Genomic DNA, 26,419 nt, shown 5'->3' with positions numbered 1-26,419 from the left:
TTGTTTCAGGGTGGGGGTGTACCTTAAAAATAAATCAGTCATCCTGAACCATATCCCGGACACCGATCCGGGATCGTTTCAGGATCTCGTAATTTCTTCTCGTAGGAGCAGCATCCTGCTGCGATTGCCCTCCCCCTCCTCCCCCGCACTTCCCCGTCACCAGAAACGACTCCGAGATCACGTTCACTATCGGCCTGTAGAAGTCCTTCTTCGCCTCCGGGTACTCGATCTCGAGCGTATAATACACGTTATTCTTTAGCATCTTCTTTATGTAATACACTTCCCCGTTCCTCACCCCCGAGATCTCGAACCACTGCTGCCCCTCGTATATCACCTTGAACCTGTCCTCCGGGCTCTGGAGGTTCTCGTACTCGTATTTCAGCGTCGTGTTGAACGTATTGTTCTCCGCCCTGACCCTCATGTCCGCGTCTTTGTTATTGGAAAGGAGCGTTATACCCGACTGGTCGTCGAGCTGCTTGTCGATCCTGAACACGTCCTTCGGATACTTCACCGTGTACCCGAACCCGATGTTCAAGTACCTCTCGTACCCCTCGTCCGCAAACGCCCCTATCCCCACCGCGAGCATAAACACGAGCGCCCCTACGAATTTCCTCATTGCAATGTCCCCCGTCGATCATTTTTTCCGTCCAGGAGAGACCCCCAGACCACTTTCGAATTGTCCATGCCTTCCCTGATTATAACGACATCGGCGTAACCGCCGGCCTCCTGCGAGGTATTAATTATTTTATCGATATCATTGATAATGTTGCCGCTGTTAAGGAGGAATGTCTTTGTCATCGTATTCTTTAAGTCATTTGTCTTGATCCTGAGCGTGAAGGGATTCCGGCCCTCCTCCCTGCCCGTGTGCTCCACGACCTCGAAGCACCAGATTTCATCGTACGGGATCGTGACGGGCTTCACTCTCATGAGACTGTTATACACAATGCCATTATCGGTGACGTTCAGATATATATTATAAATGCGTAAATTGACCGCCGTGCACAGGATACCCGCCGCGAGCGCCACGGGCTTGAATCTCGGTATCTCCTTATAAAGCGGCCACCCGTCGTAGGTTCTGAGCAGAAATTTCCTCACGTCGTCCTCACCGCGCCTCGCGTAGAGGTAGGAGAACACGAACAGCATCAGGAGCACCGCCATCAGAGACGAAGGAAATACCGGGTAGAGGAAGTAATCGGAAAACCTGTACGACAGCCTGAGACCGGGCTTATCCGGTGCGGCGTTCCAGAGGAGATAAGCCTGTACCACGCTCAGGAACGCGGCCGAGAGGATATATATAACGAATATGCCGAGGTAATGCCTCGGCTTGAATTTATAAGGAGTCAGCCCGTGCCCGAGCTTCTGTATCTCGCCCTCGACGAAATAGTCCTTGAGCCTTATCGGGAAGAACGCGGCCAGCACCGCGCCCGTCACGAGCGGAAAGCCGACTGCCAGATATTCGGTCAAGCTCATATTCACCCGACTAATATTCCGTCCCTTGCCCCGGTTGTCAAAACTTGGAGGATTCGTTTTTTAAACCCGTTAGTCCTGAGCAGGAGCCTGTCCTGAGCTTGTCGAAGGGTCGAAGGATGATATAAATATCCCTCCCCCTTACGTTAGTGAGGGGGAGGGCCTGCCCTGAACCATGTCCTGAACTCGATTCAGGATCCATTCAGGGTCTGGGTGGGGGTGTACATTAATAATATTTTTGTCATTCCCGAACGTCTTCATCGGGAATCATGCCTTTAATAAACTGTAGGAGCGGCATCCTGCCGCGATCACATTTCAATTCCCTCCCCCCTTATCAAGGGGTGGAGGGCATGTTCCCTGTAGCCTCGGCGAAGGGAAATTGGGTGGGGGTGTACTTTACTGTTCTTGTCATTGCTGTAGATGTTAACTAATTCGCGGCTGGAATATTTCTGGATAGCATCTAATGAAGGCGGGTTTGTATTTCCCGACATTCACATAATCGGCGGCGCAGAATCTGCGCTCATATTCGATTCCATCCACTTCCTTCGCACGAATTGTTAACGGAGCCCAACCCGTTCGTCCTGAGCCCGTCGAAGGACGGAGCCTTTTCCCGACATTACAGAATTTGCGTTAAGAAAATTGCGTGTTTAAGCGTAAAAAAATCTTTCAGCTTTCCATTTGAAAGATTTTAGCTTAAACACAAGATTTTTAGCATAATTCTGTTCTGTCGGATGATTTTTGCTTCTTTTCATCCCTGTCCTGAACTTGTTTCAGGAAAGGAAAAGAAGAAAAATATATTGCTTTCTTATGTATTCTGATTGGACAACTTTCGTCCCCGAATTACTTGACACCTGTAATTGCGAGCATACGAAGTCTTGTGTGTCGCAGGCGCGGAAATCTCGCCTTCAATAAACTGTAGGAGCGGCTTCCAGCCGCGATTCCTTTTTTCCTTTAATCCCCTCTCCCCTATTGAGAGGGAGAGGGCTTGTCCCCTGAAGCCTTGGCGGAGGAGGATGGCAAAGGGGGAGCCGCGACAATCTCATCCTTTTTCTGTCATTCCCGAATGTTTTTTGGGAATCTCGTTTTTTAAAATTATTCCCCTCCCCCTTAAGGGGGGAGGGTTAAGGGTGGGGGTGTTACTTTTCATTCACTAATTCAACCATACCCGTTCGCACTGAGGCGCGGAACCTGCGCTCATATACGATCCCTCCGCGTATCCTCTGCTTAATACTGCAACCAACAAACACGTTCGTGCTGAGGCGCAGAATCTGCGCTTATATCCGATTCTTCTGTCACTTTTTACATTTCGCCAAACACTGAAGACAGGATAATGCTAATCTGCACGCCTGTCCTGAGCTCCGTTCATCCTGAGCCTGTCGAAGGACGAAGGGTCGAAGCATGAACGGGCCTTCCCTAGCAGAAACCATACGTGCAGGAGCCGTGGCAATCTCATCCTTTGCAGTTAATTCCCTCCTTTGAAAAAGGAGGGTCATGGAGGATTTTTTTCTGTCATTCCCGACACCTATCGGGAATCAACATCTTTAAAATATTTGTAGGAGCGAGTTCCCGGGTCATGTTCCTGAACCAAGTTCAGGACAGGCCGGGACAGACAAGCCGCGATTCCTTTTTCCTTTAACCCTCCTCCCCCTTCTCAAGGGGGAGTGTACGGGCGGGGGTGTACCTTGAAAATAAATAAGTAATCCTGAAACATGTCCCGGGCAGCGGTAAGGAGTTACTTCAGCTCACGCCGGGATCCATCTTATAATTTAAATCATTACGAACATATTAAGCAGGAAATATGAAGAAAAAGAGATTGCAATAGCGGCAATAGAAAACTGCCCGAAATGACTGCCCTATACCCCCTTTTGCTCGTCCTTCCCGCATAAATATGCAATAGCGGGATTAGGACATGACCCTCACAGCCCGGTCCCCCAAATACCTCTCCGATTAACAAACGCAATAGCGGCATTAGGGTCGCTCATTCCCCGCCGCTCAGGAACTCTATCACCTGCGCGGGAGTCACGTCGAGACTGTCCGCATCGTGCTCGCCGCCTTCCGTGATCGACACCTCGTTCGTTACGCCTGCCGCGTCGAGCGCGTCTTCGAGATCGAGCGCCTGCATCCACGGCACGAAGCAGTCATCCGTCCCCGCCGCGATAAATACGGGCGGATCTCCGGCATCGACGTGCGTCACGGGGCTCGCCTCGTCGAGGTCAGATTGCTGGCACCCGCTCAGCGGGTCCTGTATATCGCCCGGCACCGGGCATTCCAGGAGTGCCCAAATCGGGAGCGGGTTCAGCTCCACCCCGCACTGTCCCGTGAGCAGCACTTCCAGCGCCTCGTCCACTATCGTGTTGAAATCGTATGGGCCGTAAAACAACACAGCGGCGGCGGCATCGCTCGATGCCCCGGGGTTCACAGTACCTTCGAGGTTCCCGACGCCCGCAGACAGCGCGACCATAGCCGCCAGATGCGCCCCGGCCGATTCCCCCGTAACTATAATTGCGTCGGGATCGATCCCGAGCTCTTCCGCATTCAGTTTCAGCCACCTGACAGCGGATTTCACCTCGCGCACTATCCCCGGCCAGTCCTCAGCCCCCTGCCCCGCGAGCCTGTACCCGACCGACACCAGGTGAAAACCCCCGGCCTCGGCGATGTCGAACGCTATCCCCTCTATGTTCTCCTTCGAATTTATAACCCATCCCCCGCCGTGGAACCATACCAAAGCCGGCCTCGGCGAAGATATGTCCTGAATGCGGTATAGGTCGAGCGTCTGCCTGTCCGTACCGCCCTCGACGTAGAAATATGTCTCGGGCTCGTCAGCGAGCGTCCCCCCCGGCTCTATGTCTATCCCGGCTCCTCCCCCGTCCCCTCCGCCGCCCGGTAGTCCACCTGTCCCGCCGCCGCTGCACCCCCCGATGGATCCCGCCGCGGCGAAGAATAGCATGACGAGCAACAGCGTGACCCTAAGCCATCCGTCTATTCGCATCTCTCCAGCTACTTTCATTGTATTATCCCCCCTCCCGGTTTGCGATTACGGCTACTAATACATTATACCGTCTCATAAACACCTGACGCGCAGAACCTGCGCTTGTATATTAGTATTTCCCTCCCCCTTCCCAAGGGGGAGGGTTCGGGTGGGGGTGTACCTTAAAAAAAATCAGTCATGCTTAACCATGTCCCGTACTTGATACGGGATCAATTCAGGGTGGGGGTGTCATCTTTCATCCATCTATCCAAGAAAACCCGTTCGCCCTTTCTTATAATAATTCCTTCCCCCTGGAGGGACGGTTCTGAGAGTGCGTAAGAACCGGTCGAACCTACAACGGATCTGATGTAGCCAATCAACTTCATGCTCAGTGCTGCATAAATCCAATCAGGGCAGGATGGGGGTGATAAACCAGTTCGTGCTGATTGCGTCACGTCGCCCGAAGGCTCTGAGCCGCAAAGGGATCGAAGGGTTGAACGGGTATTAATCCATTATGTCTATCGCATGAACATCTCCTCGTCATTTCCTTCAACAAACTTAAAGTGAATCCTCACCGCCTGCGGTGTATGCCTTAAAGTAAATTGGAAACTGTTCAAGCTGAACCTTTAATAATTTATATTAACTATTATATATATGCGGGACAGTCGCTTAGCCTTCATATTTTATATATGCTTTATATCAACTCATGCCGAATCTATAAAAACTTAACGAAGCCGACGTGACCTTAAGCCTCGTATCCTAGAACCCGCTTTAACAGCGCAGAATCCTTTCTCATATCCGATCTCCCGCACCTACTCTACTAAACTAGCAGCAAACCCCACCCGTTCGCCCTTCCTTATAATTCCTTCCCCCTAAAAAGGGGGAAGGTGAGGATGGGGGTGTCACATTTCATTCATTAAAGAAAACCCATTCGCGCCCTGTCCGTCGAAGCCCGAAGGGCGAAGCCGGACTGTACGGTGTAGTCTTCACGCTCGTCTCGGCGAAGGCCCGAGCCGTAGCCGGGAAGCCGGAAGCTTGTCGACCATCACTCGCTTCATCGAGGACAACTGGCTCAAGGGCAGGCGCCTTACGGAAATTTCTTTCGATAACCGCGCGAACTCGCTTCTCGATTTGTTCGATTTCTCGAAACGTCGGGAGGACAAGCTCATACTTGATCCCGCTTCAGGCCTGCCCGAATGATCGAAGGGCAAGCGGCACCATCCCGGGCGGAGAGCCCGTTATATACGCAAAATTATGCGCGCGTACAGCTAGTTATGGGTTTTTCAGTTTTAACATGCCGTAATATTCGTTAATCAAATCAGATTAATTACTTTCTGTATTTGTGATGCAATCTATTGACACGGAGGCGAATTCCGTTAAAAATAATGCTTGTCTTACCTGCGTTACCGGAACGGGCTTTCCGGCCTGTGAATTACAGAATTAGGCAATGATAGCATGGCATTAGGTTTTAATGATCGGGCGCGAGCTGCATGACGCGGAGTGTTCATTAAATATATGCGAATGCACGTAATCTAACAACCGGAGGTAAGGATAGCGATTAGATAGGAACGAATAAGAGATCCGATAGATAGCGATAAAGAGAAGGATCGCTTATCACGGCAAGAATCGCGGAGGAGGATATTCGAAACCGGTAATATATACACACTTGTTGTTATTTCCCTTTTCCAATTCCATCACATCCAGATTACAGATCGCGCGAGTCAAGGCGATTACTCGTTCCTGATGTAGCCCCTTCCGTACGCCGGAAGCAGGGAGAGAATAAGAAGAAATAAAAACCGCCTTACAACGATTTTTTTACAGCACTCCGTTCCCCTTTACCGCCAGAAAGGGGGGGACGGGGTGTTTTTTTATCATGCCTCATTCAGCTCGCGCCCGGAGTTCATTTTTTCTGCCCCCTTCCCAACCGTGTGATTTATCTGATACACTAGTGCCATAGCCGAGAAGTAGTTGGGGTGAACAATATGATATTGCTGACCGGCGCTACGGGCACAACCGGCCGTAGAGTCGCCAGGCGTTTGACGAAATGGGGATACAGGTTCAGCGCGCTTGTCAGAGACCCTGATAAAGTTACGGGTCTCAAGTCCTCCAAAGTCGAGCTCATCAAAGGGGATTTCGGGAAACCCGATTCTCTCAAGAGAGCTATGGAAGGAATAGAACATGCGTTCCTCCTTCCGCCCAATACCAAAGACCAGTTCAGGCTCGAGAGGAACTTCATCGACGCCGCTAGGGAAGCGGGCGTGAGGTACCTCGTAAAGTATTCCGCAATAGGCGCGGACCCGGACTCCTCTTCCCGCCTTCTCAGATGGCACGGCGAAGCGGAAAAGTACCTCGAGCAGTCGGGCATCCGGCACTCCATAGTCCGTCCCGACATATTCATGCAGAATTTCACGAACCTCTACGCGGAGCAGATAAAGGAGCAGAAGCAATTCAGGCTGCCGTTCGGAGACGCGCGGTGCGGATGGGTGGACGTAAGGGATATAGGCAGGCTGATAGCAAGGCTGCTGACCGAGAACGGGCATAAGAACAATATACTGACCGTGACAGGCCCCGAATCCCTGAGCTGTGAAGACGCAGCCGAAGTCCTGTCCAACGCCGTCGGCAAGAAGATCGCATACGTGGACGTGAAGCCCAGAGAATTCAGGAAAGAAATGATTGAATCGGGCGTGCCCGAAACCATGGCCGAAGCCGTGACCGAGCTATACAAGCTCGTGAGCGAGGGCCTCTGCGACGTCGTCACCGACACCTTCTACGAAATTACGGAGAAGCAGCCCCGCACTTTCGACGAGTTCGTCGACGACAACCTCTCCCTCTTCCTCAAAAAGAAATCCAAATCGAAGAGGTGATTTAAAACACCTGTCTTTGCGAGCGTAGCGAAGCAATCTCATCCTTGCTTTCAATTCCCTCCTTTGGAAAAGGAGGGCTAGGGAGGATTTAATGTTTTGACATTAACGAAAGTTTAAAAACGGGAATCAAATATCATTGTCATCATGAACCATGTCCTGAACCACGTCCCGGACCACGATCCGGGATCATTTCAGGATCGTTTCAGGATCTCATCTCTTATCCTGCATCATGTATCTTGCATCTTATCTGTAGGAGCGGCTTCCAGCCGCGATACCTTTCATTCCCTCCCTTTCCTTTAATTCCCTCCCCCTTTTTAAAGGGGGACTGCTGCGAGCAAGCGAGCAGTAGGTCGCTCTTGCAACAAAGGCAAGAAAGGAGCTGAATTACGGCTCAACCACGCCTGAACCAAAATGGTGTGGGTGGGGGTTTACATTATTATCCGTTCAATCAAGAAGATCGATTCTTTCCGGACATCATCGAAATTGGGGTGCCGTTCTCTCCGCGACCGTTCAAGCGTCCGGATAGCGCGTAACCTTGTTGGAGCAGTCCCTTCTCAATACCACCAGTAGGGCCTCGGATAAGGTCCCCAGTAGTATGGCCCGGGGAACCGGCACACCCTGTATCCCGTGTACCAGTTGTAGTGGCATATCGCCCCGTCGGGCGCGACCCACCAGTCTATGAAGAGCGACGTGAGCCCGCCCTCGGCAGGCATGGTCCCGTCTAGCACCTTCACGTCGTATGTGAGGTCCCCTTCCTTGCTCAACATCGGGTTCATGAGCTCGACGACTACGTCCGTGTCCTTAGCGCCTTCCTTGTCGCCGATTATGGATACGTTGGCGTTGGGCGGGTCGTTCTTGAAGCTGTCCTTCCCCACGTCCCACATCTTGAGGAAATGTGTAGTCGGGAAATGCCCGGCTATCCTCTCCGGCCTGTCGGCGAAGAACACCATCGACGGCGAGACGTTCTTCAGAGTCATCTTCCCGTCCTTGTACGACATGGACGTCGCCGTCTGGACGAAAAGGAAGCTGTACGGGCTCCCCGCATCCTGCTGGGCGAAGGACGCGGAGGAGAATACGGCCGATACGATTACCGCTAGCAATGCGAACGCTGTTCTTGCCATATATCACCTCTCTGATATGTAGAGTCTTTTACCGCTCGCCCCTAATATTATCACAAATCCCGTCCGCATATAAAATCCCCTCCTTAGAAAAAGGAGGGTTAGGGAGGATTTTTCTTTATAACCCGCTCGTGCTGAGGCGCAGAAACTGCGCTTATATCCGATTCTTCTGTCACTTCTTACATTTCGCCAAACACTGAAGACAGGATAACGCTAATCTGCACGCCTGTCCTGAGCTCCGTTCATCCTGAGCCTGTCGAAGGACGAAGGGTCGAAGTATGAACCGGTTAAGGCCGTACGCCCGTGCGCACATATCGTGCAGACGAAGGGCATATTATTTGTCATTGCGAGGTTGCAAAGCCAATCGCGGCAATCTCATGCTTATCTTGCATCATGTCCGTAGGAGCGGCTTCCAGCCGCGATACCTTACTTTAATTTCCCTCTCCCTCAGCAGGAGGGGAGAGGGATAGGGTGAGGGTGTACCTTACACTCATCAATCCAACCCAACCCGTTCGTCCCGAGGCGCAGAATCTGCGCTCATATATGATCCCAATGTCGCATTTCAGCTTTGGCCACATAATGGAGCCCGCCCAGAACTGCGCGCCTGTCCTGAGCGAAGTCGAAGGGTCGAAGGACGTAGGCTTTCCCGACATTCACAAACGATTCTGAGCAACAATTCCGAGCTTGTGAGGAATTGGTTGCACCTGGTTGAGTGCACGGACGTATTATCCATCATCCCAATGTTGCTGAAGCCAAATTAGAAGAATCGGTCGCTGTCGAACATGGGCAGGAAAGCTGCATGACATCGGTTCGATATCGCTTGAACCAAAATAATCAAGGGTGGGGATTTACCTTACGATGTTTGTCATTCCCGAGTGCCTTTATCGGGAATCTCGCCTTGTGCCTTTCATTCCCTCCTTTGGAAAAGGAGGGTTAGGGAGGATTTGTAGTTTTTGTCTTTGCGATGAACGGTTCTGAACGTGTGTAAGAACCGATCACTATCGGCCGACGGCAAGCACGCTCATCAATTTATGCACGAGGGTCACACGAGCCAAATTACGCTTTTGGTGACCGCGGCAATCTCATCCTTTCTCTTTATTCCCCTCCGCTCGCCCGCCCGTAAACAACCCCGAACGCCGGCACCGCCAGCGCTGCCCCGATGAGCGGCGCCGTCAGGTATATCCAGAGATGCGAGAGGTGAAACGAAACGAGCGCGGGCCCGAGCGACCTCGCCGGGTTCATCGACGCTCCCGATACCGGACCCGCGAACATCGCCTCGAGCCCCACTACCGCCCCGATCGCGATCCCGGCCATTATCCCCTTCTCCTTGCTCCCCGCGGCCACGCTCAGTATCACGAACATGAGGAAGAACGTGAGCAGTATCTCGAGCGCGAACGACTGCATTTCCGGTCCTTCGGGCACCGTCGCCCCGAGGTTCGTATCCCTTCCGAACAAAAGAGATAACACGAAGCTTGCGGCTATAGCCCCCGCGCACTGGCTTAGGATGTAGGGTGCGACTCTTTCTCCGGGAAACCTGCGCGCTATCCAGAACCCGAGCGTGACTGCGGGGTTAATGTGCGCGCCCGAGACGTCCCCGACGGCGTAGATTACCGACATCACCGTGAGCCCCCAGACCGCCGCCACGCCCGCGTGCGTGATCTCGCCTTCGTATAAACCGTTTACGATTATTGCGCCCGTTGCGGCGAATACGAGAAAAAACGTCCCGAGCCCTTCCGTGAAATAGAGACGAACAGACTCCTTCATCCCGGATATATCCTCCTCTCAATAAGACTAGCAAAATGTTGAATTAGACATCTTGATATCATTTCCCTCCCCCTATCAAGGGGGGAGGGCATGTCCCCCGAAGCCTCGGCGAAGGGGGACAGGGTGGGGGTGTTACCTCTCATTCATCCATCCAAGAAGACCCGTCCGCCCTGACTTCGGCACGTCGACCGCATGTTATGAGTCGTAGGGGGATCGAAGGGTTGAACGGGTATCACCCCTTTAGCGTGTAGAGACGGAGTCAGACCGCTTTCAATCCCTTTCTTTTATTTTCTCTTCCGACGTCCGCGACCCATTCGGCGATTTTGTCCTTTATCCGGTCCCTCACTTCCCTCACCCGCTCCATGATCTCCTCGTCGGTTCCTGTGAACTTCGACGGATCGGGGAAGCTCCAGTGGAGCCTCTCCCTGCATCCGGGGAATATCGGGCAGGTCTCGGCCGAAGCCTCGTCGCATACGGTTACTACGTACGTGTAATAGCGCCCCTGCTTGAGCAGGTCGAACGCGGACACGGTCTCTTTCCCTGAAATATCTATCCCCTCTTCCTTGAGCGCGGCGACCGCGTACGTGTTGAGCTTCCCCGGCTCGAGCCCTGCGCTTTCGACCTCGAACCTGTCCCCCGCGATCTTCCTCAGCAGCTCCTCCGCCATCTGGCTCCGCGCCGAGTTATGGACGCATACGAAAAGCACCTTCTGCCTGATCATGATTTGCTCTCCTTCCTGCAGAACGAAATAAATGATTCGGCCTCTATGAGCGAGCTGCGCGCGCAGCACTCGGAGAACAGGAACGCGAGAATCTCCCCGAGCGCCTGCGCCTCGGCCCTATATCTCAGGAACTGGCTCTCCCTCCTGACGCTCGCGAGCCCCGCTATCTTCAGTTTCTCCAGGTGGTGGGACAGCGTGGAGCCCGGTATCCCCAGCTCCGACTGTATGTCCCCCACTACCATGCCCTCCGGGTGGGATTGCAGGAGGAGCCTCATTATCATGAGCCTATGCTCGTTCCCCATGGCTGATATCATGTCGGCCAGGCGCTCTACGCTTTTCCTCTGCCTCTTTAGTTTCATATTTCTACTATAGCAGAAATAACGTAATAAGCAAGATGAGGGTATCAGGTTAACCGTTGCTCAGCCCTGAGTCCGTTCAGGTGCCAATTGACGCATCTTTCATTTCCCTCCCCCTCAATGGAGGGGGAACAGTTGTGAGCAACAGTTCTGAGCAGGCGTAAGAACTGGTCACTACCGGCTGATTATTGGGGTGTTACTATAGTTGGCAAGAGGCACATCAATACAAATTTGCAATCGGTCACTGCTGGCTAATTGCTTAGATGTCTATTATCTATGAGACTTAGTGAAATAAACTAAATCTCTATCGGGAATCCAGTCTTTAATAAACTGTAGGAGCGGCTTCCAGCCGCGATACCTTGAATTCCCTCCCCCTTTCTCAAGGGGGAGGGCACGGGTGGGGGTTTACCTCAATCTCTGTCATTGCGAACGTCTTGTCCGGCGGAGTTTATTTACGAAGTCGGAAGCGCGGCAATATCGCCTTTTATTTTAATTCCCTCCTTAGAAAAAGGAGGGTTAGGGAGGATTTGTAGTTTTTGTCTTTGCGAGGAACGGTTCTGAACGTGTGTAAGAACTGATCACTATCGGCCGACGGTAAGCACGCTCATCAATTTATGCACGAGGGTCACACGAGCCAAATTACGCTTTTGGTGACCGCGGCAATCTCATCCTTCTCTTTTCCTCCCCTCCACAGCCAGGAGAACCGCGGCAAACACCGCAACTCCTGCCAGCGCCATAAGCGGCATCTCTATGACGATCGCCGCGAGAAGCCCCGCGGCGAACCCCGAGAGCGCTTCCGCCCCAACCTGGAGCGACTGGTTATTCCCGAGCACGCCCCCCTGCTCGTCCGCGCTCACCATGAGCGACAGCATCGACGCGCACGCGGGCAGCGCCACGGCGAGCGCGAGGCCCGGCAGGAACAGCGTCACCCATAGCGCCCCTTCGCGCGAGGGGAGGATTATCGCAAACGTGAGTACCCCGAAGAGCAGCGTCGAGTATATGGTTATCCTCCGCGGCTGGAACCGCTTCGCCAGGTACCCCGTCAGCCACAGGTTGGCGAACACTATCGGCACCGCCACCCATGCTATGAAGTCGGACACCCTGCCCACGTCCATGTGGTAGCGGTCCACGAGATACATCGGATATGAGCGGAAAAACCCGAATATGGAAAAGTATATGAGAAAGTTGACGAGATAAATGATCCTGATACGCCCGGGCGAGAATATTGTCAGCATGTTCGTGAAGGCTTCGAAGTAGCCCGTCTTAGCCCCTTCCCCGGGCACTCGCGTCTCCCTGAACACGAAGAAGGTCAGCGAGACCGTGAGAATGAGGAGAAAGAAAACCGCCCAGTATGGCGTCGCGTAATCGAACCAGGGCAGTATCGACGGGTCGGCGAGCTTCCCTCCGAAGAGCGGTCCCGCGACGTATGCGCTGCTCGCGCTCAGGTATATGTATCCGAACAGCCTGCTCCTGTTCTCCTGCGTGCTCACGTCAGCGATCGCGCTCTGCGCGGTCACTATGTCCGCATCGGCGAGCCCCATTATGATAGAGATAATCATCACGGCGGGAAGGTTGCTCATCTGGAGCGAAAAAGCGAAGAGGGCATAGCATAACGCGATAACAACCAGCGAGATGAGCAGTATCGGCCTCCTGCCGAACCTGTCCGACATCGCGCCCAGCACGGGGGAGCCCAGGAACTGCCCCAGCGGATAGAGCATGAGCAGCACGCCCAGCACCACTGACCTGTCGACTTTGAACGGGAGCGAGTCGAGGATGCCCCCGCTGTTGTCGAGTATCAGCGGCGTGAATATGGTTATCATCAGGCTGTAGCCGAAAAACCCCACGAATATCACTATATAGAGAGGGAGTATCCGGATAAATCCCGATCTCCGGCTGCCGGTCACGACGATAGCTCCTCCACGCCGCAAGAGCTTAACCGCCGACAACAAATTTGTCATTCCCGCGCCCGATCCGGAATCCGGTTTCGATCTGTCTTTGCGAGGCTCAGAATGAGCCCCGCCTGCCCCGGACACCGATCCGGGGGCAATCTCATCCTTTGCTATTCAATTACCTCCTTTGGCAAAGGAGGGGTAGGGAGGATTTTTCCTTTCATTTCCCTCTCCACTCCGAGGAACAATTGCGATGAATAAGAGCAATCGGTCGCCTTTGAACAGTGGCAATGGAGCACATCAACAACAGGCTCAATTCTGATTAAACCAAATTAGGGCCAGGGTGAGGGGGTACCTTAAATCAATCTGTTCAACCCAACCAGTTCGTTCTGCTCGTCACGGCGTAGCATTTAGCGAAGCCGGAAGTTCGTCGAAGGGAGGGTTGGGGAGGATTTTATTCTTTGTCATTCCCGAATGCTGTTATCGGGAATCTCGCCTTCAATAAACTGTAGGAGCGGCTTCCAGCCGCGATACCTTTAATTCCCTCCTTTCGTAAAGAGCCTGAACTGAGCTCGTCGAAGGATCGAAGGGAGGGTTAGGGAGGATTTGTATTTATTATTCATTGCGAGGGAGCAAATTCCACGACCTCCGCACCCTCCCCTCACTCCACCATCATAAACGCCTTTATCCTCTCATGCGGATCGATGCACAAAAGCATATAGAAGAACATCAATGCCGCGAGCGCCGCCGCTGCCGCGATCACGATCAGCGCCGCCCTGCTGAAGTTCTTCCTGTCGGGTTCGACTTTCGCCCCGAACGCCCAGTAGAGAAGCACCGCCACGTTGACGACCGGCACGAGAGCGATCACTATCGCGCCCATCCACCCCGTCACCGAAATAGGCTTGTCCACCGCTCCCGGATCACGCATATTCATAAACCCCTCCTCTCGTTCCGCAATAAAGACACGTTCTAATTTTCTATCATTACCATCGGCCACACCAGCCGGAAATAAAGCGCGAGGAAGAGTATAAAATTCGCCCCTCCAATTATCAGGCTCGCGATGCTGAAATTCTTCCTGTTCACGCTCCCCTTCTTGCTGAAGGCCCAGTAAAAGAGGAATATCAGGTTGACCGGCGGCAGATATATGAGCAGAAGCGTTATTATCCACTGCCCGACCGTGAACGGCTTTTCGCCCGCATCCGTTGTCGCGATATCCATTTCCGCCTCCTGTCGGAAAGAAAAAGCAGACCCTGCGATATCTATATACGAACCGTCCTGCCTAAAGTTTTAATCCTCCGCCTTACCAATCATTTTCCTACTTTGGAAAAGGAGAGCCAGCGTGGAGGCGCACCTCAATTTCCTGTCATTAAGAGTGCGGTCCTACAAACTCATCATTTTTTGTCATGCTGAACTCGTTTCAGCATCTCGTCTTTCCTTTTTAATTGCCCTCCCCCTTGAGGGACGATTGCAAGCAAGCGCGCAATCGGACGCCACAGAACAGAGGCACATAAGCACATTACTTCCCTGCTCAATGCTGCCTAATACAAATCAGGGTTCGGGTGGGGGTGTCACATTTCACTCATCTATTCAAGAAAACCCGTTCGTCCTGCTTGTCACGGCGTAGCTTTAGCGAAGCCGGAAGCAGGAGGGTGTGCTGAGCGAAGTCGAAGGATCGAAGCACGCAGTCTTTCCCCCAACATCCCCCTCCCCCTCTTTTTATTGTTTCCCTTCCCTTTTCATGTTACGTTGAAGATACTGACTGAAACCCAACCGGAGGCCGCCTGATGAAGATTCACTCGTTCGCAGCTCTCGTATTACTGACCCTTTTGATCACCGCACAGCCTGAGCAAACGCGCTCAGCTGAGGACGAGCTCGAAGGGCTCGACGCCTTCGTCGAGCTCGCGATGGAGGAGTACGGCGTACCCGGCGCGTCCGTAGCGGTCGTAAAAGACGGCGACGTCGTATATCTCAAGGGGTTCGGCGTGAGACAAGTCGGCAGCAAGGAAATAGTGGACGGCGACACCGTTTTCCAGCTCGCCTCCGTCACAAAGACGTTCACCGCAGCGTCCGTCGCCTCTATGGTGGACAGGGGCAAGATCGGCTTCGACGAAGAAGTAATCAAGATCATCCCCGACTTCGCCCTCATGGACCCCTACTCCACCCGCTACACCACTCCGCGCGACCTCCTCGCCCACCGCACGGGACTCCCCGCATTCACGGGCGACATATTCGACCATCTCGGTTATTCGAGGAAGGAGGTCATAAGGCGCGTCCGCTACTTCACCCCCGCCTGCAGCTTCAGGGAGGAAGCTAACTATTCCAACATCGGATACTTCCTCGCGGGCGAGACAGCCGCTTACGCCGCCGACTCCTCCTGGGAAGACGTCGTCAGGGAAAACATCGTCAAGCCGCTCGGCATGACGCACACGGGCTTCACGTACCAGCTGAAAGAAGAAAAGAACCTCGCCTACCCCCATGCGGTCGTAGACGGCGAGACAAAAGTTATACCGTTCAACGAGCAGAGGGTCCTCGCGCCCGCTGGCGCTATGACCTCGTCCGCTTCCGACCTCGCCAGGTTCCTCATCATGCACCTTAATGAAGGCAAGTACAGGGGAAAGAAGATACTCACGCCGGAATCCGTCGAGCAGATATTCAAGCCGGCGATCGTGGACGAGCCGACGTTCGCGGAATTGCCTCCCATTTCGGCCGACAACGGGTTCAGCTACGGGCTCGCCTGGGGCATCTACTACTGGCATAACCACAAGATTCTCGAGAAGGGCGGAGCGCTCGACGGATACAGGACGGTGGTCGTGCTCGTCCCCGATCTCAAGCTCGGCATAGTCGTTCTCTCCAACATGAACCTCACTGTCTTCCCCGAAGCCGTGCGCGCTTACGTCCTCGAGCAGTACTTGGGCGAAGCGGACTACGACATGCAGGACGCGATCATGGACAGGTCGAAGAAGATAAAGGAGATGCTGGGCCTCGACACGACGGTCAAGCCCGAGAACCCGCGCCCGCCGAGCAAAGACCTCGACGCCTACACGGGCACGTACGAGAACGAGCTGTACGGCGAGTTCACGATACTTAAGGACGGCGACAGCCTAAAGGTCGAAGCGGGCCCCGCCAAATACACGGGCACCCTCACGCACGTTAACTACGACACGTTCTATCTTAAATGGCCCGTGTTCATATCCGCGCCCGACGAAGTCTCGTTCGTTATAGACGCTGAGGGCAACGTGACCGAATTCATCGACAACCCCCTCGGCAGGTTCAAAAAGGTGAAGGAATAGCTTTAACCGCACAAATCGAAATCCCATATATCTTTTGTCATTCCCGAAACGATTGCGAGCAAGTAAGCAATCGGTCACTGCTGGCTGATTGCTTAGATATTTATTATCTATGAGCCTTAGCAAATTAAACTAAATCTTTGTCGGGAATCTCGCATTTGTCTTTTCCCAATATAACCCAATCGCCATTAGGGGGAGCAAAGCAATCTCATCTTTTCTCTATTATTCCCCTCCCCCTTTGTAGGAGGGGGGAGGGCTAGGGTGGGGGTGTACCTTAAAAAAAATAAGTCAGTCACCCTGAACCATTTCTCGGACTCCTATCGGGATCATTTCGGGGTCTGTATCTTTTGTCATTCCCGAATGCTTTAATCGGGAATCTCACTGTCGTCGTTCCCACTTAATTACGGCCCCTCGCATGGCACGTTAGGCGGCGTGTCCCACCCCATATACGACGCGCACCTCTCGAGGTCGGCGCAGCTTATCTTGTCCTGCTTGCTCTCAGGGTCCATCGCCTCGTACGCTTCCACGCCCACGGGGATGTTGTTGCATATGCTCATGTCGAAATCGTCTTCCTTCTGCGCCGTCCCGTTCTGGGCTGCGCACGCCCCCAGAGCGAACGCCCCTATCACGAGCGCTTTACATAAGTCCTTCTTCATCATGCGTCTCATTCCTCCTTTGAAGTATCCCGAACCCATTCCTCATTATACACCTTATAGAGCCAAAATTAATCACCCCCTTCCGCTTACTCACATAGAGACGTAGGAGCGGCTTCCAGCCGCGATTATCCGACAACCAACTCGCTCTGTCATTTCGAGCGCAGCGAGAAATCTATTGTTTGTCTTTGCATTTAATTCCCTCCCCCTCCATAGGAGGGGGAGGGTTAGGGTGGGGGTGTACCTTACTCTTATCCATCGAACAAAACCCGCTCGCACTGAGCGTGTCGAAGAGCGCATATTCAGCCGGGATTCTGTGCGGGTGAGCACCCGCTGGCATACGATCTCTGATATCCGTTTCTGCTCGATTTCTGCGATTGTAATATTTGCGCCAGTGGTTGCTTAACAACCATAAAACACACTATGTGTGTGCTTCTTTTCATCAAGGAAAAGAAGAAAATTATAGTATTACTTTTTGATTATCTTTCTCTTTTCCTTTTCCTTAGTCCTTCCGAAGAGCACCTCAATCCCCTCCTCCCCATTGCCTTTCTCCCCCCTCCAATTATATTTTTCAGGAGCTGAAAGTAACCGCCATGACCGAAACGAAACCCGGCGCCGGAAGCGAAAAATCCCTCGAAGCGGACGTCGACAAATATTACTACTACGTGAACATGATCACAGAGAACGTCCGTAACGGCTACAACTTCATGGTAGTCAAATACTGCGACCTCTCCCTCCCTCTCATCCCCTCCTTGATCGAATACACGAAACGGTTCTCAGGAGAATTCGACGTCACGACGGTCCCCGCGATAGAGCTCGGCGCTAGGATCTGGAGCCACCAGGGGCGGCGTGACAAGATAGACGAGCTCGCCAGCCTCGTCTCCGCTCACCCCGAGCTCTCCCCCTGGCAGCTCCACATCGACCGCGCCTACGAAACCCTCCGCGAAACGGAAGAGTGAACACCTCGCACACGACATCAAGTTTCCCGTCTCAGCAACTCTTTCCTGAATATCCGTAGGACCGGCTTCCAGCCGCGATAATTTTTTATCTGTCTTTGCGAGCCCCCGAAGCATTAGCGGAGGGGGCGCGGCAATCTCATCCTGTATCCTGTATCTTGCATCATCCTTCTTCCCCCCTTTGAATTTCCCGCTCCATCCTTTATCCTTCTCCATTGCACCGGATGCCGCACATGAACGCAGTCCTCACAAAAACCGTCCTCGGAGCCGCGCTTCTGGCTGCGCTATGCTCCCCCCTCCCTTCCCTTTCCCGGGACACGAACCGATACGAGGTCGCGGAGACAGCGCCTGATAAGCCCGCGGACAGTCAGGCAGCCGAATGGCCGGCGAAAGACCTCCCGCTCGACGAGATACTGGGGAATTATTACAAGGCTATTGGCGGGCTCCCGAGCTGGCAGTCCCTCGACACGCTCGTGATCAAGGGCAGGATACTCTCACAGAACACCGAGATCACGACTACCGCCGAGTACATGCGCCCCGACAAGTGCAGGGTCTCGTACACGATCGGCGGGAAGCTCGTGGTCCAGTCCTATAACGGCGAGACCGCGTGGCAGCAGAGCGCCATGTCCGAAAGCATCGCGCCCGAAGCGCTCGATCCCGAGCGCACGGATTACCTCCGCGACAGGTGCGGCATAGAAAGCCCGCTCATCGACTACGCGAAAAAGAAGCTCAAGGTCACGCTCGAAGGAATGGACTCTGTGGACGGAAAAGAGGCGTACAAGATCAAGGTCACCTACTCGTCGGGAAATTTCCAGTATTACCTGCTCGACGCGAGGTCGTTCCTCCCCGTGAAGACGGTCGGCTTCTACACGGTCGGCGGACAGGAAGTCGTCATGATGACCCGGTTCAATGACTACAAAAGGGTGGGGAACATCCTCGTCCCCTACAAGCTCGCGATAGAGAAAAAGGGCAACGCCCCGCGCGAAGAATACGTAGTCGAATCCGTTACCCCGAATCCCCCGCTCGACCCCGCCATATTCAACATGCCCTGACACACACGCACACAATCTGTGCTCATATACAATCCTTACGCACCTCTTTTGCTTAAACCAGCAACGACTCCCAACCCCGTTCGTCCTGAGCTTGTCGAAGGACGAAGGATCGAAGGGTCGGAGCCGCGGCAACCTCACCCTTTATCCTTTAATTCCCACCGCCTGTCCTGAACTTGTTTCAGGATCTAAAGGAGGTTTAGGGTGGATTTTACAAAACCGTTCGTCCTGAGCCTGTCGAAGGACGGATTTTAGCCTGGATTCTGTGCTGTCTTTTCATCCAGGAAAAGAAGAAATAAATTTTTCTCTACCTCACCCAATCATAATGCGCAAAGCGCAGCCCGGCAATCTCACCCTTTATCCTTTAATTCCCTCCTTAGAAAAAGGAGGGATAGGGAGGATTTAGTCTTCGTCTTTTCCCGCTATTCATAATGCGCAATGCGTAGCCGGCAACCCCCTCATATCTCTCGTCCATCTCAACAAATCACGAAACTGTTGTATCATTACCCATGACGTCGCGTATCGGGCGGCCCGCCCCCATCCGGCACGCCCTCAGCTCACGGTCACCGTTGAAAACATGAAAAACAAAAGCGAGCTCATCATCCCCGTCCTCGTACTCATACTCCTCATATCCGTAGCAGGATGGATTCTGATCAGATATACGGGGGACCTCATCTTCTACAAAAGGCTCCGCGGCGAAGGGGTCGAAACGACCGCCAGGGTCGCGATGAAGGCCATATATAAAGACGGCCGCCATGTGAGGACAAACATTACCTCCCCGTCGGACGACCACCGCATCATGGTCGATCTCAAACTGCCGGGCGGCATCACGTCCGTCTGCACGCTCCGCGTATCCAAGTTCACTTACGACGTCGTCTCCAAGCGGGACATCCTGAACGTCGCATACCTGCCCGAAGACCCTTCCGAATGCACCCTGCCCGACGGCATCGAGCTCAACCTCTACCTCATCACCTCGCTCCTTGCCGTAGCTGTGATACTTCTCCTCCTCGCCGCGGGATTCGCCTTCTACATATACAGGTCGTTCAGAAAGCCGCCTCCGGGCAAGCCCGTCCCCATGACGACCGACCTCGGAATCCCCCCGGGCGGCGTCGCCTGCCCCAAATGCGGCGCACCAATGACGGAAGGCTATATGCCCACTGTCGGAGGGGTATCCTGGAGGGACAGGGGAGACCCGATCGGCATCCCGACCATGTTCACCGGGCTTCAGGGTACGGCCTTCTGGGTGAAACGACCCGCGCTCCACGCCTACAGGTGCGAGCCCTGCCGTATAATCGTATTTAAATACGGCGGCTGAGCGGCTCATACCTCGCGCTTTTCATTATTATTTGCACAGCCCGTACGAGGCCGTATCCGTCTTGACCTCCCCCGGCAAAGAAAATCCTTTAAATTCCTATTGTAATTCCCGCTTTATCCTATAATCTTCATTATCGTACCTACACACATTCAGGAGCGGACATATGCGAAGGAATTTCTATCTCACGTTGTTGCTGGCGGCCATGATCGGACTTGCGGGAGCGGTCTCATGCAGGCGCGCCGACGAAGCGGATCAGGCAAAGACCGAAGCGGAGAAAGAGGCGCCTCCACAAAAAGCCGCGCCCGAAGAGCCGGCTCAGCCGGAAAAAGCCGCCCCTCTTCCGGGGGACGCGGACGTCGACGCAATACTGGCTAAATACCTGACCGCCATAGGCGGACGGGACAAGTGGAACGACATCAAGAGCCTCAAATATACGGGCAAGATGAATTCTATGGGCAAGCTCTTCCAGATGGCGATAGTTTACAAGCGCCCGGATAAATGCAGGATCGACTTCAGCCTCGGCCACATATACTTCATACAATCATACGACGGCAGGGAAGCGTGGAAATTCAACCCCACGACCGAGGGAAGCAAGCCCCAGGTGCTCGAGGGCGAAGACGAACAGAGCCTCATCGAAACATGCGACTTCGACGGCCCGCTCGTCGACTATAAATCCAAGGGGATCAAGGTCGAGCTCATAGGAAAGGAATACGTGGAAGGCCGCGAGGCTTACAACCTCAAGGTCACGTTCAAGAGCGGGAATGTCGACAACTACTACATCGACACGAAGACGTACCTGCCGTTCATGGTCAAAGGGACCACGAAACAGGATGGCAAAGTCGTTCCTTCGACAACGGTCATCGACCAGTATATCGATACGGGCGGCGTGCTCATCCCTTATTACTTCAAGTTCGACACCAAGGGCGGAGAGGACAGCGAAACAATCAAGGTCTCGACGGTCGAGCTCAACGCCGAGCTCGAAGACTCCGTCTTCACCTTCCCCCGCCGCGTCGAGGACTCCTACTAGCACACGCATATTTCCGAGTGTACGTGTCTAATCTGTATTTGTCATCCTGAACCATGTCCTGAAAACTGAATCAAGTTCAGCACAGGCTTGTTTCAGGATCTTCCTTTAAATCTGTAGGAGCGGCTTCCAGCCGCGATTCCTTTTTATCTGTCTTTGCGAGGGAGCGATTTGTGCGACCGCGGCAATCTCACGCTACATCGCACCCGTAGAAGCGGCTTCCAGCCGCGATTCCTTTAATTCTTTCCCCTCCCCCTTACGTCAGTGAGGGGGAGGGCTTGGGTGGGGGTGTACCCTCATTTTCTTGGCTTTATGTGCAGCTTGTCACGGCGTAGTTTATTTACGAAGCCGGAAGCGCGGCAATCTCATCCTAATTTTGTCATTTCGAGCCGCAGGCTAGAAATCTATCTTTTGCCTTTGTTTTAATTCCCTCCTTTGTAAAGGAGGGTTAGGGTGGATTTTTTAAGTTTTAGCGCCCCCCTCAAACCTCATCGAACGCCTCGTGGTACCTAGCCTCCCCCCTCACTCCGTCGAGCGCGCCCTGTACCAGCTCTATCACGAAGAAATAAGGCGCAAACTCGTCGCTCTTCCAGTAGATCCCCCTGGCCGAGGCGTGGCTGAACCCGAACCTGGAATAATACTCCGGATGCCCCAGCACAAACACCGCCCCTACCCCTTCCCCGGCGCACGCGCGGAGTCCCTCCCTGATGAGCACCGAGCCCGTGCCCGTCCCCTGACGCTCCGGCAGCACCGACATGGGGCCGAGCCCGGCGGCCTTTACCGGGGAATCTCCCACCGTCACGGGAGAGAACAGTATGTGCCCCGTGAGAGCGCCGTCCCCGTCCTCGGCGACGAGCGATATGAAAGGGCTCACCGCTCCCCTGAGTTTGTCGACCAGCCTCCCCTCGTCCTCCCTTCCAAACGCCCGGAGGTTTATATTATATATATCCCGTATATCCTCGGAGGCTTCCCTCCTGACTCTTGCCGCCACCATTATAGTTTGACCGGTTTTTCCCGGTATGCGTAAACATTTTTTCTGCCGCGGACCCGCCCGTCCGCAAACGTCGTATGTCCTGATTCCTGACACCGCAGGGCGTGCGCGCCTCGCACGGATACGGGCAATACGCACAAATCAGCAATATCTCCGGCGGGTTACAGAGGCGGCGGCTATGCGGCACGATCATTGCACATATGGACAAGACTTACTCGCACCGCATGTTAAAATAATAAAAGGAGGTACACACATGAGTCTCGAATCACTATGCAGGAGAGAGATAGTTTGCGTCGATGTCAACACCAGGGTGCTCGAAGCGACCGAGATGATGGAGGAAATGAACGTAGGCAGCGTAGTAGTCATACAGAACGACAGGCCGGTCGGCATAGTCACGGACAGGGACGTCGTGCTCAGGGTGGTCAATAAAAAACTCAACCCGGCCGAATGCTCGGTCGGCGATATCATGTCCTTGGAGGTCGTAACGCTCAAGCAGAGCACGGGCTTATATGACGCGCTCGAGCAGATAAAGGAGAGCGGGAGCAGCGTCCGCCGCTTCCCGATCGTGGACGATAACGGAGCGATAAAAGGGATCATCACCCTCGACGACGTTATCTATCTTCTGGGCAGGGAGATGTCCGACGTCGCCTCCATAATCGAGAGCGAACGCCCCCGCCTCTGATAAACCATATCGGCTTCAATCCTTATTATCTACACATCATAAATTTTTTCCCTCCCCCTCAACAGGAGGGGGGAGGGCTTGTCCCCCGAAGCCTCGGTGAAGGGGGATATGATGAGGGTGTGCCTTCAATCAATCTGTTCAACCCAACCCGTTCGTTCTGAGGCGCAGAATCTGCGCTCATATATGATTACTCTGTTACTCCTCAGCTTTCGCCAGACAATGGAGCCCTGATAATACTAATCTGCGAGCCTGTCCTGAGCTCCGTTCATCCTGAGCCTGTCGAAGGACGAAGGGTCGAAGGACGTAGCCTTTCCCGACATTCACAGAATCGGCGGCGGATCAGTAACCGCAAATAAATTCCCTCCCCCCTTGAGGGGGAGGGTTCGGGTGGGGGGTTTACCTTAGTATTCTTATCATACTAGAAAGCCTTTTCTTCCCCATAATACGCACACAGACCACCCCCCGATTGACACAGCCCCCCCTTTATGAGACTATCTCTAGATAGGCGCACTTAACGTTCCGCGCCTCGCCTGACAAGGGAGAAAACGCCCGTGCTCAAGACCCCGGAAGAATACGTAGAGAGCCTCAGAGAGCTCGACCCGGTCGTCTACATCAGGGGCAAACGCATAGAGAGCGTCCCTGATGAGCCTCTGCTCGAGCCCGGCATAAACGCGGTCTCGGTCACGTACGAGTTCGCGCTCCTTCCCGAGTATTCGGACACGATGACCGCCGTCTCGCACGTCACTGGCAGGAAGGTCAACCGGCTGCTGCACATCAACACCGCCCAGAACGACCTCCTCAAAAAGCTCGAAATGGTGCGCCTGCTCTGTCGCGAGACCGGGTGCGCCCAGCGCTACCTCTGCCACGACGCACTGAACGCGCTCTACGAGACGACCCACAACACCGACCTCCACTTCGGCACGGACTATCATGTGAAGTTCCTCACCTATCTCGAATACCTCCAGGACGCGGACCTCACGACGTGCGTAGCCATGACCGACGCCAAGGGAGACCGCTCCAGGCGCCCCCACGAGCAGCACGACCCCGACCTCTACCTCCGCATCGTCGGCCGCGACGACGACGGCATCAAGGTGAGAGGCATCAAGGCCATAGTCACGGGCGCTCCGTACACCCACGAAATAATCGTACTCCCCACCCGCGGCATGACGGCCGAGGACGAAGACTACGCCCTGTCGTTCGCCATACCTATAGACACCGAAGGCGTCGAGCTCGTCTCACGCCAGGCCGGAAGGCCCGGAGAATCGGGCGCCCCGCTCACGTCCCGCTACGGGCAGGCGACGGCGCAGATCCTCTTCGACGACGTGTTCGTGCCGTGGGAGAGGGTCTTCCTCGCGGGCGAGTGGGAGATGGCGGGCTCGCTCACGGAGAGCTTCGCCACGCACCATAGGGTCTCATGCATCGGAGCGCGCGCCGGCCTGGGAGACATGCTCATCGGCGCGTCCGCGGCGCTCGCCGAAGCGAACGGCCTCGACCCTCGGAAGACAGGGCACGTGAGAGACAAGATCTCCGACCTCATCAAGTATGTCGAGTCCTCATACGCGTGCGGAGTCACGGCGTCCGTATTCGGAAAGGAGACCCGCGCCGGCAATTTCATCCCCGACCCCGTGTATTCCAACATCGGGAAGCTGCTCCAGGGCGTGCACATTTACGATATGTTCAGGATAGTCCACGATACCGCGGGCGGCATACTCGTCGCGTCCCCCTACCCGGAAGACATGGAAGCCCCCGCCGCGGGCGAGAGGCTCGCCAGGTATCTCCAGGGCCGGGAAGACATACCGGCGGACTACAGGCTCTCAGTCGCGAGGCTGCTCGAGGACATAACGGCTTCCTACCAGGGCGGCTGGTATTCCGTGATAAGCATATCCGGCGGCGGATCTCCCGAGGCCACGCGCCTCGAGATCATGCGCAAGTACGACATCGACGAGCGCAAGTCCCTCGCCGAAAAAATCTCCGGCACCTGATTGTTCTTTCTCATCTCCCGACATTACAGAATTTGCGTTAAGAAAATCGCGTGTTTAAGCGTGAAAATCTTTCAGCTTCCCATTTGAAAGATTTTAGCTTAAACACAAGATTTTTAGCAAATTATGTAGTCGGATGATTTTTGCTACTTTTCATCAAGGAAAAGTAGGATAAAAAATAGCCTTTCTCTTTTCTTTGTCTTCTCATAAAACACATTACGTGTGCCTTTTCATACGGGAAAAGAAGAAATAAAAGATGCCTTGCTTTTTCCTTTCAGGTGATGCGGGAGGGATAGGAAATCTAAGCCGTAACCTGTGCAGAAGCATAACCGAGACACGCACGCAGAATTATGCTAATCTATCAGATATGCCCGAAATGACCGACAAAAAACAAACCACCCCGTCAGCCGCGGACAAGCCCGCGGGCCGCTGCCCCGAAGAGTGCATAATAGGACTCGACGAATGCGCCGAATGCGGGGTGTGCGGGCACTGCGCGGACGGCGCGCATCTCATTGAGGACGAGCTCCCCTCCCACTGGCAGAAGTTCATCGAGAAGAGTAAAAAGACGCCCTGAGAAACCCCGGGCGCAGCTAGCCTTTGCGCAGGACAGCGCCGCCGTCCCGCGTGATCGGAAGATTCACCTAATCCGGCTTTACGGCAGCCGGAGCCGGCGGATTGAAATCAAGCTTGTCAAAACAGTTTAGACCGGCGGAAAATACGCGTGCTAATGTTCGTCGTTTCCGTTATGTGTATTGAAATCCCGCAAGTGGTTCAGTTCGAGTATCAAGAGAGCGCGCGCAATAAGTAACGATCGGTTGAATTCGAAATTGTATTGACAAACAAACCTGAATATCAGCCTTCCGCTTTCAAGCTCTTGAGAATTCCCCTTTCCTGTCTCGCCCTCGCTTCGAAGTCCTGAAGCGGGGTAACCTCCCACTCCAGCACCCCCCAGATGGGAAGCGACCTCAGCATCCGGTCGAGATCGTCGTGAGAATCGGCCTCCGCGACGAATACGAACGCGCGGTCGCCGACCGGGAGACCCCCTACTATAGTCCCCTCGTCCTCAAGATCCTTTAGCTCGTCGAAAGCGGGTATAACCACGCTTTCGAGGACCTCTACTTCCTCCTCGGGCGAAAAATACCCGGGGCCCTCGGTCCCCATAACAAGATATTTCATATATCCCCTCCTAAATCTTGCCAAAGCACTCAAACCAACTATCAATACTGTAAATGAATATCCACTAATACTATACCGTATAATAATTCTCACGCCATAACAAATTAAAGCGGTGCGGACAAATGGAGAGAACGACCCCGCAGCATTTCCGTATCATGCG

At 53.9% G+C, this 26,419-nt stretch carries 24 protein-coding genes; 11 read left to right on the top strand and 13 right to left on the bottom strand.

Features of this window, described 5'->3' with window-relative positions; genetic code table 11:
* Nucleotides 1-34: 34 nt before the first annotated feature.
* The 3 genes from AB1598_06390 to AB1598_06380 all read right to left on the bottom strand — a co-directional run bounded on the left by AB1598_06390 (nucleotide 35) and on the right by AB1598_06380 (nucleotide 4,474).
* Complete coding sequence (locus AB1598_06390) at nucleotides 35-616, bottom strand: hypothetical protein (protein ID MEW6144633.1); 582 nt, start codon at nucleotides 614-616, stop codon at nucleotides 35-37.
* Entirely contained in the window at nucleotides 613-1,470 is an 858-nt protein-coding gene (locus AB1598_06385; protein MEW6144632.1) for a hypothetical protein, read from the bottom strand. The genes AB1598_06390 and AB1598_06385 overlap by 4 nt, the downstream gene beginning before the upstream one ends.
* A gap of 1,975 nt (nucleotides 1,471-3,445) precedes the next feature.
* Nucleotides 3,446-4,474, bottom strand: coding sequence for an alpha/beta hydrolase (locus AB1598_06380; protein MEW6144631.1), 1,029 nt, complete (start codon nucleotides 4,472-4,474; stop codon nucleotides 3,446-3,448).
* Nucleotides 4,475-5,470: 996 nt separating this feature from the next.
* Here AB1598_06380 and AB1598_06375 point away from each other — a divergent pair.
* Together AB1598_06375 and AB1598_06370 are read left to right on the top strand one after the other, a co-directional pair.
* A complete protein-coding gene (locus tag AB1598_06375; protein MEW6144630.1) occupies nucleotides 5,471-5,635 on the top strand; it encodes a hypothetical protein in 165 nt (54 codons plus the stop codon).
* A 782-nt stretch (nucleotides 5,636-6,417) separates the two neighbouring features.
* Entirely contained in the window at nucleotides 6,418-7,299 is an 882-nt protein-coding gene (locus AB1598_06370) for an SDR family oxidoreductase (GenBank protein ID MEW6144629.1), read from the top strand.
* Between the two features lie 554 nt (nucleotides 7,300-7,853).
* Here the strand turns inward: AB1598_06370 and AB1598_06365 are convergent.
* The gene (locus AB1598_06365) at nucleotides 7,854-8,420 is read right to left on the bottom strand and encodes a hypothetical protein (GenBank protein MEW6144628.1); all 567 of its coding nucleotides are present in this window, start codon (nucleotides 8,418-8,420) and stop codon (nucleotides 7,854-7,856) included.
* Between the two features lie 540 nt (nucleotides 8,421-8,960).
* Here AB1598_06365 and AB1598_06360 point away from each other — a divergent pair.
* Nucleotides 8,961-9,086 carry a hypothetical protein gene (locus tag AB1598_06360; GenBank protein ID MEW6144627.1) on the top strand — a complete coding sequence of 42 codons (126 nt, stop codon included), beginning with the start codon at nucleotides 8,961-8,963 and terminating at the stop codon, nucleotides 9,084-9,086.
* Between the two features lie 426 nt (nucleotides 9,087-9,512).
* On the opposite strand, the gene AB1598_06355 is transcribed toward AB1598_06360, so the two are convergent.
* The 6 genes from AB1598_06355 to AB1598_06330 form a co-directional block, all read right to left on the bottom strand.
* A complete protein-coding gene (locus AB1598_06355; protein MEW6144626.1) occupies nucleotides 9,513-10,181 on the bottom strand; it encodes an MIP family channel protein in 669 nt (222 codons plus the stop codon).
* A gap of 259 nt (nucleotides 10,182-10,440) precedes the next feature.
* Complete coding sequence (locus tag AB1598_06350; GenBank protein MEW6144625.1) at nucleotides 10,441-10,902, bottom strand: arsenate reductase ArsC; 462 nt, start codon at nucleotides 10,900-10,902, stop codon at nucleotides 10,441-10,443.
* A complete protein-coding gene (locus tag AB1598_06345) occupies nucleotides 10,899-11,261 on the bottom strand; it encodes a metalloregulator ArsR/SmtB family transcription factor (GenBank protein ID MEW6144624.1) in 363 nt (120 codons plus the stop codon). Before AB1598_06345 ends, AB1598_06350 begins: the two co-directional genes overlap by 4 nt.
* Before the next feature lie 662 nt (nucleotides 11,262-11,923).
* Nucleotides 11,924-13,216, bottom strand: a complete 1,293-nt coding sequence (locus tag AB1598_06340; GenBank protein ID MEW6144623.1) for an MFS transporter — start codon at nucleotides 13,214-13,216, stop codon at nucleotides 11,924-11,926.
* A 592-nt stretch (nucleotides 13,217-13,808) separates the two neighbouring features.
* Nucleotides 13,809-14,081 carry a hypothetical protein gene (locus AB1598_06335; GenBank protein ID MEW6144622.1) on the bottom strand — a complete coding sequence of 91 codons (273 nt, stop codon included), beginning with the start codon at nucleotides 14,079-14,081 and terminating at the stop codon, nucleotides 13,809-13,811.
* Between the two features lie 35 nt (nucleotides 14,082-14,116).
* Nucleotides 14,117-14,365: a hypothetical protein gene (locus AB1598_06330; protein MEW6144621.1), complete on the bottom strand. Its 249-nt coding sequence runs from the start codon at nucleotides 14,363-14,365 to the stop codon at nucleotides 14,117-14,119.
* 566 nt (nucleotides 14,366-14,931) lie between these two features.
* Between AB1598_06330 and AB1598_06325 the strand changes: the two genes are divergently transcribed.
* A complete protein-coding gene (locus tag AB1598_06325; protein ID MEW6144620.1) occupies nucleotides 14,932-16,437 on the top strand; it encodes a serine hydrolase in 1,506 nt (501 codons plus the stop codon).
* A gap of 398 nt (nucleotides 16,438-16,835) precedes the next feature.
* Here the strand turns inward: AB1598_06325 and AB1598_06320 are convergent, their stop codons facing one another.
* A complete protein-coding gene (locus AB1598_06320; protein MEW6144619.1) occupies nucleotides 16,836-17,093 on the bottom strand; it encodes a hypothetical protein in 258 nt (85 codons plus the stop codon).
* A 587-nt stretch (nucleotides 17,094-17,680) separates the two neighbouring features.
* On the opposite strand from AB1598_06320, the gene AB1598_06315 reads away from it, so the two are divergent.
* From AB1598_06315 to AB1598_06300, 4 genes are all read left to right on the top strand, one after another.
* Nucleotides 17,681-18,046 carry a hypothetical protein gene (locus tag AB1598_06315; protein ID MEW6144618.1) on the top strand — a complete coding sequence of 122 codons (366 nt, stop codon included), beginning with the start codon at nucleotides 17,681-17,683 and terminating at the stop codon, nucleotides 18,044-18,046.
* Between the two features lie 230 nt (nucleotides 18,047-18,276).
* Complete coding sequence (locus AB1598_06310) at nucleotides 18,277-19,095, top strand: hypothetical protein (GenBank protein MEW6144617.1); 819 nt, start codon at nucleotides 18,277-18,279, stop codon at nucleotides 19,093-19,095.
* A gap of 574 nt (nucleotides 19,096-19,669) precedes the next feature.
* The gene (locus AB1598_06305) at nucleotides 19,670-20,407 is read left to right on the top strand and encodes a PF20097 family protein (protein MEW6144616.1); all 738 of its coding nucleotides are present in this window, start codon (nucleotides 19,670-19,672) and stop codon (nucleotides 20,405-20,407) included.
* A gap of 163 nt (nucleotides 20,408-20,570) precedes the next feature.
* On the top strand, nucleotides 20,571-21,434 hold the full coding sequence (locus AB1598_06300; protein MEW6144615.1) for a hypothetical protein: 864 nt from the start codon (nucleotides 20,571-20,573) through the stop codon (nucleotides 21,432-21,434).
* 478 nt (nucleotides 21,435-21,912) lie between these two features.
* On the opposite strand, the gene AB1598_06295 is transcribed toward AB1598_06300, so the two are convergent.
* Nucleotides 21,913-22,425, bottom strand: coding sequence for an N-acetyltransferase (locus AB1598_06295; protein ID MEW6144614.1), 513 nt, complete (start codon nucleotides 22,423-22,425; stop codon nucleotides 21,913-21,915).
* Nucleotides 22,426-22,675: 250 nt separating this feature from the next.
* Between AB1598_06295 and AB1598_06290 the strand changes: the two genes are divergently transcribed.
* The 3 genes from AB1598_06290 (at nucleotide 22,676) to AB1598_06280 (ending at nucleotide 25,657) form a co-directional block, all read left to right on the top strand.
* A complete protein-coding gene (locus AB1598_06290; protein MEW6144613.1) occupies nucleotides 22,676-23,104 on the top strand; it encodes a CBS domain-containing protein in 429 nt (142 codons plus the stop codon).
* 551 nt (nucleotides 23,105-23,655) lie between these two features.
* On the top strand, nucleotides 23,656-25,086 hold the full coding sequence (locus AB1598_06285; protein ID MEW6144612.1) for a 4-hydroxyphenylacetate 3-hydroxylase N-terminal domain-containing protein: 1,431 nt from the start codon (nucleotides 23,656-23,658) through the stop codon (nucleotides 25,084-25,086).
* A gap of 373 nt (nucleotides 25,087-25,459) precedes the next feature.
* Nucleotides 25,460-25,657, top strand: coding sequence for a hypothetical protein (locus tag AB1598_06280; GenBank protein MEW6144611.1), 198 nt, complete (start codon nucleotides 25,460-25,462; stop codon nucleotides 25,655-25,657).
* A gap of 278 nt (nucleotides 25,658-25,935) precedes the next feature.
* On the opposite strand, the gene AB1598_06275 is transcribed toward AB1598_06280, so the two are convergent.
* Nucleotides 25,936-26,259 carry a muconolactone Delta-isomerase family protein gene (locus AB1598_06275; protein MEW6144610.1) on the bottom strand — a complete coding sequence of 108 codons (324 nt, stop codon included), beginning with the start codon at nucleotides 26,257-26,259 and terminating at the stop codon, nucleotides 25,936-25,938.
* Nucleotides 26,260-26,419 lie beyond the last annotated feature (160 nt).

Source organism: Thermodesulfobacteriota bacterium, from assembly GCA_040754335.1.
Taxonomy (GTDB): domain Bacteria; phylum Desulfobacterota_D; class UBA1144; order Nemesobacterales; family UBA2774; genus 2-12-FULL-53-21.
The sequence above is the reverse complement of the archived record's forward strand: the minus strand, read 5'-3'. Positions and strand labels throughout refer to the sequence as shown.

Bases quoted from the DNA above. Each gene is read 5' to 3' on its own strand.
- AB1598_06320 (MEW6144619.1), bottom strand. From the start codon at position 17,093: ATGATGAAGAAGGACTTATGTAAAGCGCTCGTGATAGGGGCGTTCGCT.
- AB1598_06310 (MEW6144617.1), top strand. From the start codon at position 18,277: ATGAACGCAGTCCTCACAAAAACCGTCCTCGGAGCCGCGCTTCTGGCT.
- AB1598_06370 (MEW6144629.1), top strand. From the start codon at position 6,418: ATGATATTGCTGACCGGCGCTACGGGCACAACCGGCCGTAGAGTCGCC.
- AB1598_06390 (MEW6144633.1), bottom strand. From the start codon at position 616: ATGAGGAAATTCGTAGGGGCGCTCGTGTTTATGCTCGCGGTGGGGATA.
- AB1598_06380 (MEW6144631.1), bottom strand. From the start codon at position 4,474: ATGAAAGTAGCTGGAGAGATGCGAATAGACGGATGGCTTAGGGTCACG.
- AB1598_06290 (MEW6144613.1), top strand. From the start codon at position 22,676: ATGAGTCTCGAATCACTATGCAGGAGAGAGATAGTTTGCGTCGATGTC.
- AB1598_06355 (MEW6144626.1), bottom strand. From the start codon at position 10,181: ATGAAGGAGTCTGTTCGTCTCTATTTCACGGAAGGGCTCGGGACGTTT.
- AB1598_06280 (MEW6144611.1), top strand. From the start codon at position 25,460: ATGACCGACAAAAAACAAACCACCCCGTCAGCCGCGGACAAGCCCGCG.
- AB1598_06295 (MEW6144614.1), bottom strand. From the start codon at position 22,425: ATGGTGGCGGCAAGAGTCAGGAGGGAAGCCTCCGAGGATATACGGGAT.
- AB1598_06365 (MEW6144628.1), bottom strand. From the start codon at position 8,420: ATGGCAAGAACAGCGTTCGCATTGCTAGCGGTAATCGTATCGGCCGTA.
- AB1598_06385 (MEW6144632.1), bottom strand. From the start codon at position 1,470: ATGAGCTTGACCGAATATCTGGCAGTCGGCTTTCCGCTCGTGACGGGC.
- AB1598_06350 (MEW6144625.1), bottom strand. From the start codon at position 10,902: ATGATCAGGCAGAAGGTGCTTTTCGTATGCGTCCATAACTCGGCGCGG.
- AB1598_06330 (MEW6144621.1), bottom strand. From the start codon at position 14,365: ATGGATATCGCGACAACGGATGCGGGCGAAAAGCCGTTCACGGTCGGG.
- AB1598_06300 (MEW6144615.1), top strand. From the start codon at position 20,571: ATGCGAAGGAATTTCTATCTCACGTTGTTGCTGGCGGCCATGATCGGA.
- AB1598_06275 (MEW6144610.1), bottom strand. From the start codon at position 26,259: ATGAAATATCTTGTTATGGGGACCGAGGGCCCCGGGTATTTTTCGCCC.
- AB1598_06335 (MEW6144622.1), bottom strand. From the start codon at position 14,081: ATGAATATGCGTGATCCGGGAGCGGTGGACAAGCCTATTTCGGTGACG.
- AB1598_06345 (MEW6144624.1), bottom strand. From the start codon at position 11,261: ATGAAACTAAAGAGGCAGAGGAAAAGCGTAGAGCGCCTGGCCGACATG.
- AB1598_06360 (MEW6144627.1), top strand. From the start codon at position 8,961: ATGATCCCAATGTCGCATTTCAGCTTTGGCCACATAATGGAGCCCGCC.
- AB1598_06315 (MEW6144618.1), top strand. From the start codon at position 17,681: ATGACCGAAACGAAACCCGGCGCCGGAAGCGAAAAATCCCTCGAAGCG.
- AB1598_06325 (MEW6144620.1), top strand. From the start codon at position 14,932: ATGAAGATTCACTCGTTCGCAGCTCTCGTATTACTGACCCTTTTGATC.
- AB1598_06340 (MEW6144623.1), bottom strand. From the start codon at position 13,216: ATGACAAATTTGTTGTCGGCGGTTAAGCTCTTGCGGCGTGGAGGAGCT.
- AB1598_06305 (MEW6144616.1), top strand. From the start codon at position 19,670: ATGAAAAACAAAAGCGAGCTCATCATCCCCGTCCTCGTACTCATACTC.